General features: G+C 60.4%; 10 protein-coding genes and 1 tRNA gene. 7 read left to right on the top strand and 4 right to left on the bottom strand.

Annotated elements, in window-relative coordinates; genetic code table 11:
• Positions 1-123 precede the first annotated feature (123 nt).
• Complete coding sequence (locus tag FGL65_RS09485; protein WP_147820972.1) at positions 124-312, bottom strand: ferredoxin; 189 nt, start codon at positions 310-312, stop codon at positions 124-126.
• A 296-nt stretch (positions 313-608) separates the two neighbouring features.
• On the opposite strand from FGL65_RS09485, the gene FGL65_RS09480 reads away from it, so the two are divergent.
• A complete protein-coding gene (locus tag FGL65_RS09480; protein ID WP_147820971.1) occupies positions 609-1,808 on the top strand; it encodes an aminopeptidase in 1,200 nt (399 codons plus the stop codon).
• A gap of 13 nt (positions 1,809-1,821) precedes the next feature.
• A complete protein-coding gene (locus FGL65_RS09475; protein WP_147820970.1) occupies positions 1,822-3,777 on the top strand; it encodes a molybdopterin biosynthesis protein in 1,956 nt (651 codons plus the stop codon).
• Between the two features lie 103 nt (positions 3,778-3,880).
• Here the strand turns inward: FGL65_RS09475 and FGL65_RS09470 are convergent, their stop codons facing one another.
• Entirely contained in the window at positions 3,881-4,216 is a 336-nt protein-coding gene (locus tag FGL65_RS09470; RefSeq protein WP_147820969.1) for a tRNA-binding protein, read from the bottom strand.
• Positions 4,217-4,286: 70 nt separating this feature from the next.
• Positions 4,287-5,021 (bottom strand): helix-turn-helix domain-containing protein, encoded by a 735-nt coding sequence (locus FGL65_RS09465; RefSeq protein WP_348981237.1) that lies wholly within the window; start codon positions 5,019-5,021, stop codon positions 4,287-4,289.
• 530 nt (positions 5,022-5,551) lie between these two features.
• Between FGL65_RS09465 and FGL65_RS09460 the strand changes: the two genes are divergently transcribed.
• From FGL65_RS09460 to FGL65_RS09445, 4 genes are all read left to right on the top strand, one after another.
• Complete coding sequence (locus tag FGL65_RS09460; RefSeq protein ID WP_147820967.1) at positions 5,552-6,883, top strand: citrate synthase; 1,332 nt, start codon at positions 5,552-5,554, stop codon at positions 6,881-6,883.
• A 57-nt stretch (positions 6,884-6,940) separates the two neighbouring features.
• Positions 6,941-7,027 (top strand) — tRNA-Leu (locus tag FGL65_RS09455).
• Positions 7,028-7,219: 192 nt separating this feature from the next.
• Positions 7,220-8,638 (top strand): sensor histidine kinase, encoded by a 1,419-nt coding sequence (locus FGL65_RS09450; RefSeq protein WP_147820966.1) that lies wholly within the window; start codon positions 7,220-7,222, stop codon positions 8,636-8,638.
• A complete protein-coding gene (locus tag FGL65_RS09445) occupies positions 8,635-9,966 on the top strand; it encodes a sigma-54-dependent transcriptional regulator (RefSeq protein WP_147820965.1) in 1,332 nt (443 codons plus the stop codon). The genes FGL65_RS09450 and FGL65_RS09445 overlap by 4 nt, the downstream gene beginning before the upstream one ends.
• On the opposite strand, the gene FGL65_RS09440 is transcribed toward FGL65_RS09445, so the two are convergent.
• Positions 9,944-12,019, bottom strand: coding sequence for a S16 family serine protease (locus FGL65_RS09440; RefSeq protein WP_147820964.1), 2,076 nt, complete (start codon positions 12,017-12,019; stop codon positions 9,944-9,946). The genes FGL65_RS09445 and FGL65_RS09440 overlap by 23 nt on opposite strands.
• A 708-nt stretch (positions 12,020-12,727) precedes the next feature.
• Here FGL65_RS09440 and FGL65_RS09435 point away from each other — a divergent pair.
• Positions 12,728-13,189 carry a universal stress protein gene (locus tag FGL65_RS09435; protein ID WP_250645447.1) on the top strand — a complete coding sequence of 154 codons (462 nt, stop codon included), beginning with the start codon at positions 12,728-12,730 and terminating at the stop codon, positions 13,187-13,189.
• The last annotated feature ends 25 nt before the right edge of the window (positions 13,190-13,214 follow it).

Below are 13,214 nucleotides of genomic sequence, written 5' to 3'. Positions count from 1 at the left end.
AAACTAAAAAAAACCGCCCAAGGGGGCGGACAAGACGGCCTGTGCCGCACGCACGGTCGATGGGGAGATGAAAAACGTGCACGGAAGCGATTGCCCGCTCCCGTACACGCATGCAGAATCGAATTAATCTTCTTCGATCGTGATGGCGTCCTGCTCACAAACTTCAACGCAGGATTCGCAACCGAGACATTCTTCCTCGTTCACGACAACGGCCTTACCGTCCTGCAGTTCGTAAACTTCGACCGGACAAACGTCCACACATTCGCCGTCGCCGGTGCACTTGTCGACATCCAGGTTAATTCTGTAGCCCATTGTTTCCTCCAGATTTGATTATTTCCACCGGCCCGTCAGAGCCGGTCAACTGCTCGGCCATCATTTAGCACTCTGGACCGTGCAGCGCAACTACAAACAGTTCCTCGCCCAAGCTTCTCCGCCGGGCTCCGATTGCCAATATATCCAGGTAAACAACGTGTCAAGGCGTGAGTTTCAAGTTCAACCGAAAGGAGCCATATTCTCGCCGGGTGCAATGCGGTTGTACTTGCGCCCCGAGTCGACTACATTACTTTTTTCACGCAGTCTTCAACCAGAAAAAAGACAGGATATACACTATGTTCAGCAAACAGGAACTGGATAAATACGCCCAGACCATGTGGTGGGGCCTGGAAACCGCGCGTACCAAGCCGTTCGCGGCGGGCGACTGGGTTCTGGTCAGCTACGACCTGGAAGCCCTGCCCCTGGCCGAATCCATCTTTGCCCTGCTCATGGAAAAGGGGCTCAACCCGGTCATGCGCCTTGCCCAGACCACGAGTATGGAAGTGGACTTCTACGGCAAGGGCAACGACGCCCAGATCACCGCGCTGGCCCCGGGCGAAAAAGAGCTCACGGAAAATCTCAACGGGCTCATCCGGCTCATTGCGCCCTCTTCCCTGACCCATCTCAAGGACATCGACCCGGCGAAGATCGGCAAGACCGCCGTGGCCCGCAAGCCCCTGCGCGACATCATGGAAAAACGCGAGATCGCGGGAGAGTTCGGCTGGACCCTGTGCGTCTACCCCACCAAGGCCTATGCGGACGCCGCCAACCTGACCATGGATGAATTCAGGGACCAGCTGGTCAAGGCCTGCTTCCTGGACGAGGACCAGCCCTACGAGCACTGGAAAAGCATTTTCAACGAGGCCGAGAAGGTCAAAACCTGGCTCAACGGGCTGGACATCGAGTACCTGCACCTGACCAGCGAGCACACGGACCTCAAGGTCGATCCCGGCAAGGACCGCCGCTGGCTCGGCGTTTCCGGCCACAACATCCCCAGTTTCGAGATCTTCCTTTCACCGGACTGGCGGGGCACCGAGGGCGTCTACTATGCGGACCAGCCCTCGTTCCGCTCCGGAAACTACGTGGAAGGCGTGCGCCTGGAATTCAAAAACGGGGTCGCGGTCAAGTCCGAGGCCAGGGAAGGCGGGGAATTCGTCGCCAAGCAGCTGGCAATGGACGAGGGAGCCGCACGCCTGGGCGAATTCTCGCTCACGGACCGCCGATTCTCGCGCATCGACAAGTTCATGGCCAACACCCTGTTCGACGAGAACTTCGGCGGCGAACACGGCAACTGCCACGTGGCCGTGGGAGCTTCCTATGCCGACACCTATGCGGGCGACCAGACTTCCCTGGACAAGGACAAGAAGGAAACGCTGGGCTTCAACGATTCGGCCCTGCACTGGGACCTGGTCAACACCGAGCCCAAGACCGTAACCGCTCGCCTCAAGGACGGAACCGACCTCGTCATCTACAGGGACGGCGAATTCCAAATCTAGCCGGGGACCGATCATGTCCAAACGCAACATCTACCTGAACATGGTCCCGCCCCGGGAGGCAGTGGCCGCCGCCATGACGGCCCTGGACCGGGACAGCCTGCTCCAGGCCGAAACCATTGCCGCGCACCAGGCCTGCGGCCGGGTCACGGCGGAGCCGGTCTTTGCCCGCTGTTCCTCGCCCACCTACCACTCGGCGGCCATGGACGGCATTGCAGTGAAGGCGGAAAGCACGTTCACGGCCCGGGAGGACCGGCCGCTCTCGCTCAGGCGCGGCGCGGACTTCGAGGACGTGAACACCGGCAACCCGCTGCCCGAGGACCGCAACGCCGTGATCATGATAGAAAACGTGGTGCGCCAGGACGACGACACCGTGTCCGTCGAGGCGCCGGCAGCTCCCTGGCAGCACGTGCGCCGCATCGGCGAGGACATCGTGGCCACGGAGCTGCTCATTCCCCAGAACACGCCCCTGTCGGCCTACGACATCGGCGCGTTGCTCTCGGCGGGCATTTATGAACTGAAGGTCTGGGGACAGGTCCGGGCGACATTCATCCCCACGGGCGACGAAGTGCTGGATTTCACGGACCGCCCCACTCCGAAACCCGGACAGGTCATCGAGTCCAACTCCCAGGTTTTCAAATGCATGGCCGAGGGATGGGGCATCGACGTGACCACCCTGCCCACGGTCCCCGACCGCAAGGAAGCGCTCGCCCAGGCCGTCAGGAACGCCCTGGACAACGACCAGCACATGGTGGTCATCGGCGCGGGGTCCTCCGCCGGGAGCAAGGATTTCACCAAGGCCGTCTTCGAGGAGCTCGGCACGGTGCTGGTGCACGGCATCGCGGTCATGCCCGGCAAGCCGTCGCTCCTGGCCGTGACCGACGAGCGCTCGGGGCATCCGGGCCGCCTGCTGGTGGGCGCGCCGGGATATCCGGTGAGCGCCGTGGTCTGCTTTGACGAGCTGCTGGCCCCTCTCGCCTCCTGGATGGAGCGCAAGCCCCCGGCCAAACGCACCGTGGTGGACGCGGTGCTGACCAAGAAAACCCCGTCCCGTCCGGGCATGGCCGAAGTGTTGCGCCTGGCCATGGGGCGCGTGGGCCAGCGCATCGTGGCCACCCCCCTGGGGCGCGGCGCGGGCCTGCTGACCACCATGACCAAGGCGCAGGCCGTGAGCACCATTCCTGCGGTTCGCGAAGGCATCGAGCAGAACGAAACCATCCGGGCCGAACTGCTGGTGCCCGAGGAACAGCTCGACAGCGTGCTGGTGCACGTGGGCAGCCACGACAACACCATCGACATGCTGGCCAACGAACTCATGGGCCTGGAAAACCCGCTGCGGCTGGTCTCCAGCCATGTGGGCAGCATGGGCGGACTCAATGCGCTCAAGGCCGGCTCCGCGCTGTTTGCGGGCTGCCACCTGTTCGACCCGGAAACCGGGGACTTCAACTTCCCGTTCATCCGGAAATATCTGCGCGGCCTGGACGTGACGGTCATAAACCTGGCCATCCGCCACCAGGGGCTCATGGTGGCCAAGGGCAACCCCCTGAACATCAAGGGCGTGGAAGACCTGGCCCGCAAGGACGTGCGCTTCATCAACCGCCAGCGCGGCGCGGGCACGCGCATCCTGCTGGACCACCACCTCAAGGCGGCGGGCATCAATCCGCGCGAGGTGCAGGGATACGACCAGGAGGAATTCACGCACATGGCCGTGGCCGTAAACGTGCTTACCGGCGCGGCCTCCTGCGGCCTGGGCATCCATGCGGCGGCCAAGGCCCTGGACCTGGATTTCGTCCCCCTGGCCCATGAGCGCTACGACCTGATCATTCCTTCGGAATACATGGACGACCCGCGCATCCAGACCCTGCTGGAGCTGATCACCAGCTACGGAATCAAGGAGAAAATAGACGCCCTGGGCGGCTACGAAACAGACCTTACCGGCCAGATAATGGAACCTGGCCTGGGATTGGGATAAAACAAAAGCGGCTCCACCTGGAGCCGCTTTTAAATTCTGCACAACACGCCAAAGGCAGACCGGGATTCCAAAGCCCCCCCCCTTTGACTGCCGGAGGCATCTCCTAGCAGAGCTTTGCACCGTTGGGCACAGGACGCTCGGGCACGGCCAGCACCACCCCGCCGTCGCCGTGAAAGCCGGTGACAAGACACTCGGACATGAACGGCCCGATCTGCTTGGGCGGAAAGTTGACCACGGCCACCACCTGTCTGCCCACCAGTCCGTCCATATCATATAGATGAGTCACCTGTGCGCTGGACCTGCGCTCGCCGATTTTCGCGCCAAAATCGATCCATATCTTGTAGGCCGGATTGCGGGCCTCAGGGAACGCCTCCACCCTGACGACCGTCCCGACCCGCAATTCCACGCCTTCGAAATCGTGCCATGAAATGGTTTTCATCCAATCCTCCTGTTTGTTGTCCCGTATCTCTACCCGGAAAGGCAAACGCGGTCTTGGATGGAATTGACCTTCAGCGGGCGCAAACCTGCCGCCGGTACATGCCCGGCGTGATTCCGAAGCGGGCCTTGAACCGGCGATTGAGATGGCTTTGGTCCGCGAAACCGGAGGAAAGAGCGACCTCGCAGGGGGCAACACCCGCCCGGAGCAGCCGCTGCGCGAGGGAAACTCGGGCGTCCATGAGCCAGGCATGCGGCGTGAAGCCTATCTCGCGGCGAAAGAGCCGGATCAGGTGATAGGGGGTGCAGCCGCACTCCCCGGCCAGGGAATCGAGCGCCAGCGGTGCGGAAAGATCCTCCCGCATCAGCCCCATGGCCCTGCGGACCTTTTCCGGGGCCGGGGCTCTCCTTGCCTCGCCCCGGCGCAACACGCCATGCCGCCGTAACAGCATGGAAAAGACGCGCAGAAACAATTCGTACGAACATTCCGCGTCCCGCGAGAGAACCCCATGCAGAATCTGCAGGGTTTGGTACGCGCCCCCGTCCGTATGCAGCGTGCTGCAAAAGGCCGATGGGGACTCGCCGCGGCAACCCATCTGCCGGGCCACATCCTGAAGAATCTCCTCGGGAACGTAGAAGCTGAGCAACCGGCGGCGTTCACCGAGACCATGATTCGAATGAACATCCCCCGGAGCCACAGAGCCGAAGCTGTCCGGCTGCAAGACAGCACTGTTTCCGCCAATATTCACATTTTCGCCACCAGCGCCATTGACCCAAAACACGTAGCAATCGTGGGTATGGGCAGGCATGGAGAACGTGAGATCAGAGCACGAAAGCAACTCCAACCCATCGATAAAACTTGATTTATTATATTTTACTACATTCTCACGCATGATGTTTCCGTATTCCCCGGCATGCCCCCCTCATACGACCAACCGACCCAAAAACGCAACCACCACCCAACTTTTTTGCGCTTTGCCATCTGCAAAATATACACTAAAGACCTTTTTCATACCATTTATTGCACTGCCAGCTCTCCCAAATGGCATTTTCGCAACATACAATCACACCTGCGGAATAATTCCAGACCACAAAATGACTATTTTTACAATATCGTCATTATTCATAATTCACTCTGGACTTTTTTCGAACATCTGCTATATCTGTCTGCAGCATCACACCCAGACACTCTTTCTTCATTGCAGAGAGGCCCGATTCCGGGCGTTGATTTATTAACTTGCGGTTCACCCCAACTCGAAGGGCCAGCATAACCACCTATTCGTATAGTGTGCCCGCCGGACACTTGTCCGCAACCGTATTGCCATCGTGAGGAGAAACCATGCTCAAGGAACACAAAGAAGTGACCACCAAAAGCGCCTACCTGATCCTGGACGGCACCACCTTTGAATTGCCGGTCATCGTCGGTTCCGAAGACGAACACGCCATCGACATCACCAACCTGCGAAGGGAAACCGGCCATATCACCTACGACCCGGGCTACGCCAACACCGGCTCCTGCGCCAGCGCCATCACCTTTGTCAACGGCGAGGAAGGCGCGCTCCACTACCGGGGCTATCCCATAGAAGACATTGCCGAGCACAACGGCTCCTTCATCGAAACGGCCTGGCTGCTCATCTTCGGCAAGCTGCCCACCCGCGAGGAACGCCAGGAATTCCGCCAGCAGCTCACGGACAACGAACTGCTGCACGAGGACCTGCGCCACCACTTCGAGGGCTTCCCCTCCAACGGGCACCCCATGGCCATTCTCTCCGCAGTGGTCAACGCCATGGGCTGCTACCACCCGGACCTGCTGGAGATCGAAACAGAGGACGAATTCTACCGCGCCGCGGCCAAGGTCATCAGCAAGGTGCGCACAATCGCGGCCTGGGCCTACCGCAAGTCGCAGGGCCTGCCGTTCATGTACCCCAACCCGGAACTGACCTACTGCCAGAACTTCCTGCACATGATGTTCTCGGAGCCCTACCGCGAGTATGTGCCGACGCCGGAGGAAACCCGGGCCCTCAGCCTGTTCTTCATGCTCCACGCCGACCACGAGCAAAACTGCTCCTGCTCCACGGTACGCATGGTCCAATCCACCCAGGCCAACCTGTTCGCTTCAGTTTCGGCGGGCATCTGCGCCCTGTGGGGCCGCCTGCACGGCGGGGCCAACTCGGCGGTGCTCAACATGCTGGAAGACATCCGCTCGGGCGGCGGCGACGTGAAAAGCTACATAGAACGCGCCAAGCGCAAGGAAATCCGGCTCATGGGCTTCGGCCACAGGGTCTACAAAAGCTTCGACCCGCGCGCCAAGCTGCTGCGCAAGGCTGCCTACGACCTGCTGGAAACCAAGGGAACCCAGGACGAACTGCTGGAGATCGCACTGGAACTTGCGGAAACCGCCATGGCCGACGAATACTTCACCTCGCGCAAGCTCTACCCCAACGTGGACTTCTACTCGGGCATCATCCTGCGCGCCTTGAACATCCCGGTGGCCATGTTCCCGGTCATGTTCGCCATCGGCCGCATGCCCGGCTGGATCGCCCACTGGTACGAGGCCTGGCGCAGCGGCGTTGAAAAGATCCACCGCCCGCGCCAGATCTACCTGGGCGAACGCCGCCGTCCGTATATTCCCATGGACGAACGAAAAAAAGATGGCGATTGTGGGTGTTAACCTGAAAAAAAAACTTGCAAAGCGCGAGGGTGAAATATATAAAGCCCTCTCCTGAATGCCGAAGTGGTGGAATTGGTAGACACGCTAGGTTCAGGGTCTAGTGGGGGTTCCCCCGTGGAAGTTCGAGTCTTCTCTTCGGCACCATGAAAGTAAAAAGGCTGAGGTTTTCACCTCAGCCTTTTCTTTTGCCCTTCGATCAGTGGACGTCCCTGCCGCCCAATCCGTTCCATCCGCCTTCCCGAAGCGCTCCCCGGGCATCCCGGCCCAGGCCTTGCGTTTTCCCGGCCCGGGGCATAGGCTTGAATGCCTTGAATAAACTGCGACAAGGAACCCGGCATGGTCAGACCGAATCTCAGACAAACCATCATTCTCGGAATAGTCATCTTCACGCTCGCCTTTGGCGGCATCGCCCTGCTCTCCCTTTCCAACATCAACCGGTTGCAGCAGGAAGTGGTGCTTGTGGAGCACGCGGACGACCTGCGCAACCTGATCCTGGAGATACGGCGGGAAGAGAAAAACTTTTTCCTGTACAAGGACACCGCGTTTTTTTCCCAGGGCAGGGCCGACCTGGAAAAGGCCCTGACCGCTCTGGACGCGCTTTCCGGAGAACTGGGGCAACCGCTCGGCAGGGAACACGGCCTCAAGCTGCAACAGGGACTCAGCCATTACGGCGCGCTGCTGACGCAGATAGACGAAGTGTTCCGGCAGGGGAAAATAGCCGAAGACCATGCCGCCGCCCGAGAACTGCGTGAAACAGGCCAAAGGCTGGTGGAGCACTCCCGCGCCATCGCCGAGTTCGAGCGGGAAAGTATCCTGGGCATCAACCAGAAGCTCCGCATGACCCTGATCGTCTCCATGGGCGTCATCGCCCTGGTGGTTTTCGCCCTGGTCATCTTTGTTTCCAAAAGCATCCTCGGCCCCCTGCGGCAGGTACAGGAAGCCACACGCCAGATCGCCCAGGGGACCTTCGTGCCCCTGCCCATCCGCAACGCCCACGACGAGATCCAGCAGGTATTCGTGGCCCTGAACTCCATGGTCGATGAGCTGAAGAAACGCCAGACCCAGCTCGTGCAGGCCCAGAAGCTCTCCTCCATAGGCACCCTGGCCTCCGGCATAGCCCACCAGTTGAACAACCCCCTGAACAACATTTCCACGTCCGCGCAGATCCTGGAGGAGGCCACTGCGGGCAAGGACGAGTTCTCGGACAAGATGATGGACAACATCATCCAGGAAACCATCCGTGCCCGGGACATCGTCAAGGGACTGCTCGAATTTTCCCGGCACCAGGATTTCGCCCCCACGCCGAACAAGCTCCAGGCAGTGATCCAGGGAGCGGCCCGCCTGGTTTCGAGCCAGCTGGGACCGCGCATCTCCCTGGACGTGAACGTTCCGGATGCCCTGACCCTGTCCGTGGACAGGCAACGGCTCCAGGAAGCCTTCATCAACCTGATCATCAACGCCATCCAGGCGATCGGGGAAAGGAAGGGCTCCATACGAATCCAGGCCGCGCCCGAAGAGGGGTACGCGCTCATCTCTGTTTCGGACTCCGGCGACGGCATGTCCCCGGAAACCCTGCAACGCATCTTCGACCCCTTCTTCTCCACCAAGGAAGTGGGCCAGGGAACGGGCCTCGGGCTTTACATCGTCTACGGCATCATCGAGAAGCACCAGGGAACCATAAGGGTCGAGAGCTCGCCGGGACAGGGAACGACCTTCTACATCCGAATCCCGCTCATGAAGGAGGGCCTGGCATGAGCGCCGCATCCATACTCGTGGTGGAAGACGAGCACATTGCGCGGGAAAACCTGACCCATGTACTGGGCAACGAGGGCCACACCGTCACGGCCGTCATCTCCGCCGAAGAAGGACTGCAGGAACTCGAGAAACGGGATTACGAGCTGGTCATCACCGACCTGATGCTGCCCGGAGTCAACGGCATCGCCCTGCTGGAGCGCACCCGGGCCCAGCACCCTTCCACCGAGGTCATCGTGGTGACGGGCCACGCCTCGGTCCAGAACGCGGTGCAGGCCATGCAGAAAGGGGCGCACTCTTACATAGAGAAACCCATCAACCTCGAAGAGCTGCGCCTCCAGGTGACCAAGGCCCTGGAGCGGCAGGCCCTTTCCAGGGAGGTTCTGCGGCTCCGGGAGATCGTGGCCCAGGGCAAGAACGATTTTCCCTTCGTGGGCCAGAGCGACTCCTTTGTCCGGCTCAAGAAAACCGTACGGCAGCTGGCCCAAATGAACTGCAACGTGCTCATCCAGGGAGAGACCGGGACGGGCAAGGAACTCGTGGCCCAGGGCATCCACCAGTTGAGCCAGCGCTCCGAGGAACGGTTCATGGCCATCAACTGTGGGACCTTCACGGCCGAACTCATGGACAAGGAATTGTTCGGCCATGAGAAAGAGGCCTTCACCGGGGCCAACCGGGGGCAGAAAGGAATTCTCGAGGTCGCGGACGGCGGCACGGTCTTTTTCGACGAAATCGGCGAGCTGCCCCTGAACATGCAGGTCAAACTGCTGCGAGTGCTCCAGGAACGAACCTTCCTGCGCGTGGGCGGGACAAAGGAAATCCCCGTGGACATCCGGGTGGTGGCCGCCACCAACCGCGACCTGCGCGAACTGGTGGAACAGGGTGACTTCCGCCAGGACCTCTACTACCGCCTCAACGTGGTCACCCTCCAGGCTCCCCCGCTGCGGGAGCACCGGGAGGACGTTCCCATCCTCATCGGCCATTTCCTGGAAAAACACAGGCAGCCCAGCCAGACCATCACCTCAATCGCACAGGACACCCTGGACATCCTCATGCGCTACCCGTTCCCGGGCAATGTGCGTGAGCTGGAAAACATCGTGCAGCGCGCCCTGGCGCTGGGCCAGGGCTCCACATTCACGCCGGACCTGCTGCCCAGGGATGTCTGCGACGCCCAGACCGACGCGCCGCTGGCCACCCTGGAGGACGTGGAAAAGGCCCATATCCGCAAGGTGCTGGCCGCATCCGGGGAAAACAAGACCCAGGCCGCGCGCATTCTCGGGATAGACCGGGTCTCCCTCTGGCGAAAGATCAAGCGTTACGATCTGGAATAACTTCGTTTTCCAGCGCGATGTCCGCAGCCTCCTCCATGGTGGAAACCAGGTGCACCTCAAGGTCCTGCACCACCTCGTCCTCCATGGAAGCCACGGACGCAGCGCATCCCTTGGGCAGAATCACGGTGGAGATTCCCGCCAGCTGCGCGGCCATGAGCTTTTCCCGGATGCCGCCCACGGGCAGGACTTCCCCCAGCAGGGAAAGCTCCCCGGTCAGGGCCACATCGCGACGAACCGGCCTGTCGGTCAGCAGGGAAAGAAGCGCCAGGGTGATGGCCACCCCGGCGGACGGGCCTTCCTTGGTGACGGCTCCGGCCGGGATATGCACGTGAATATCCGAGGATTCGAAAAAGTCCGGGGCAATGCCGAAATGTTCCGCGTGGCTGCGGATGAAGCTAAGGGCGGTCTGGGCCGATTCCCGAAGCACCTCGCCCAGGGACCCCGTCAGAATGAGCTGTTTGCTGCCCTGCATCCTGGCGGTCTCCACAAAAATGATCTCCCCGCCGTTTTCGGTCCAGACCAGGCTGGTGGCCAGGCCGACCTTGGCTTCTGTCTGGGCCGAGGTCGAAGAGTACGGCGGCGGCCCCAGCAGCCTTTCGGCCATGGCCGCATCCACCGCCAGGCTCTTGCCTCCTTCCGAAAGCACCTGCCGGGCCAGCTTCCTGCACAATGAGGCCAGCTGCTTGCGCAGTCCCCGCAGCCCTGCCTCGCGGGTATAATGCATGATGATGGCCGTCACCGCGTCCGGCTCCACGCTCACCAGCCGGTCGTCAAGCCCGTGCTGCCGAAGCTGTTCGGGTATGAGATAGCGGGTGGCGATCTCGAATTTCTCCGGCCGGGTGTAGCTGGAGAACTCGATCACTTCCATACGGTCGCGCAGCGGCGCCGGGAGCCGCTCCACCGCGTTGGCCGTGCAGATGAACAGCGCACCCGAAAGATCAAAGGGCAAGCCCATGTAGTGGTCGACAAAAGCGGCGTTCTGCTCGGGGTCGAGCAGTTCGAGCAGCACGGCCGTGGCGTCCCCGTGGAAATCCTGCACCGCCTTGTCCATTTCATCCAGCATGATGACGGGGTTCCTCGCTCCCGCCTTCTGGATGCCCTGCAGGATCCGCCCGGGCATTGCGCCCACATAGGTCCGCCGGTGACCCCGCAGCTCGGCCTCGTCACGCAGCCCGGCTAGGGACAGTCGAAAGAATTTCCTTCCCAAAGCTTCGGCAATGGCCTTTCCGATGGAGGTCTTCCCGGTGCCGGGAGGGCCGGTGAAACAAAGCACCGGACCGTGCAACTGCTGCGCGCGCAGGCTCTGCTCCAGCATCTCCTGCACAAGGGCCCGCAGCTTGGTCAGGTTGACGGGTTTGCCCAGATACTGGTCGGCCCCCTGACGCATGGCGTCCACGGCCGTCTTGACCGTTGCATACCCGGTCAGCATGATGACCTTGGTGTCCGGCCAGCGCTTGCGCAAGACCTTGAGCAGTTCCAGCCCGTCCATGCCGTCCATCTTGAGGTCCGAGACGACCACGTCCGAGGGCTTTTTCTCCATGGCCTTCACGGCTTCCAGCCCGTTGGCCACGGCGGTGACCTCATACCCGTCGTTCTCGAAAACAATGGTCAGGTTCTCGCGGGCAATGGCCTCGTCGTCCACCAGCAGGATCGTGGGGGTGTGTTTCCCGCGCAGATTCTTCACCGCCAGGAATTCGAGAATCCGGTCCTTGACCCGCTGCAGGCCATGGTGTCGCGCATTGAGCACGTTTTCCGCCCGGATGATGTCCAGATCATCCTTGGTCGTGGTGTTCCAAGGCAGGGAAAGAAGAAATTCGAGATAGTTGAACCCGATGGCGTATTCCGGAGACGAGGGATCGGTCCCGGCCATCCTCTCGCACTCGGCGAGCGCGGCCTCGTGGATTTCGTCCGGCAGCCCCGCATCCTCCAGCCTGTGGCGCAGCAGCTCATGCTCGGCAGGAGGCGGCGCCTGTTTCTGCCGCTGTTCCAGGTCTTCCCCTTCCCGAGGCGCATTGTCCGAAGCAGTCCCTTTTCTGATATTGAACCAGCCCATTCTCTTTCGCCTCCCGGCATGCTGTCGGTATCCAAAGAAACGTGACCGGCTGATCCGAGCGCCCGCCACGGCTTTTGCTAATCATTCTTATATATCACGCCGCCGTCAGCCTGTTAAGGTTGCACATTGCAACGCCTGCCGCCCGTTCCCCCAACCGAGCTCCCGAACAGGAGCAGCCGGGGCTCTCCGACGAAAAACACCAATGCCAATATATTGAAATATAAAATGATATATTTTGAGAAAAAATGAACAATTCAATTTAATCATGCCGAACACATCTGTTTTCCACCCCACGGTTCTACTATATATATCAGTACCCTTTTCCACCGTTGCATTCTGAAACAGCCTGCTTTTCATTTTTCCGCCGAGTTCCCGCTCCAGGCCGGCGCTTGCCCCATACGCCGTTGCAATACGCATCACCTCAAAGGCACATCACTCGCAAAACAAAAACTCAATCATGTAATTTCAATATGTTAACAGTAAAAAAAGTCTTGGCATGCGTTTTGATCATAAGAGCTTCGAGAGGCAGAGACATTATCTCCAAACCCCAAAAAAGAGGAGTAAGGCATGGCTCTCTTCAGCGCTGTAAAAAACATGGTGAACAGGCATTACGAGGCAATGGCCGAGACAAACTGCAACACCTGTCATGTGGGAGCGTGGGTCATCGGCCGCGAACAGCACTTCACGGAAACATCAGGAGGATGTTCTATGATGGCACTCATCAAACGGCTCGTCGGCACCCGCGGAGCAACTGCCGAGAGCGTACAGCAATCAAACGAAACCCAGGCCGTGCGGAGCGAACGCACCCGCTGCAAAATCCTTGTCGTCTGTAAGGGATACGCTTTTTCCGACGGCGTCATGGATTATGCCATAGACATGGCCGCCAAGACACGGAGCGACCTGGTCGCCCTCAACCTCGATACCACCGGAAGGGACTTCGACGGATTCCAGGCCAGGGCCAAGGAAAACATCGACAGGTTCTCGGACCGGGCCACCACGGCAGGGCTGCTCTTTTCCCATGAAGTGCGTCACGGTGACGAGGAAACCGTCATCGGAACCATGCACCAGGAAGACGCCCGTTTCCGTTACGTCATGGACGATACCGTCGTGACCTGCAAAAACAGGAAGGTCATTCCCGTCTATACCCGTGCAACGTTGCGGGCCAAATAGGGCAGGACCCGCAACGTTTCACTTT

Source organism: Salidesulfovibrio onnuriiensis (assembly GCF_008001235.1).
In the GTDB taxonomy this organism is placed as follows: domain Bacteria; phylum Desulfobacterota; class Desulfovibrionia; order Desulfovibrionales; family Desulfovibrionaceae; genus Pseudodesulfovibrio; species Pseudodesulfovibrio onnuriiensis.
The sequence above is the reverse complement of the archived record's forward strand: the minus strand, read 5'-3'. Positions and strand labels throughout refer to the sequence as shown.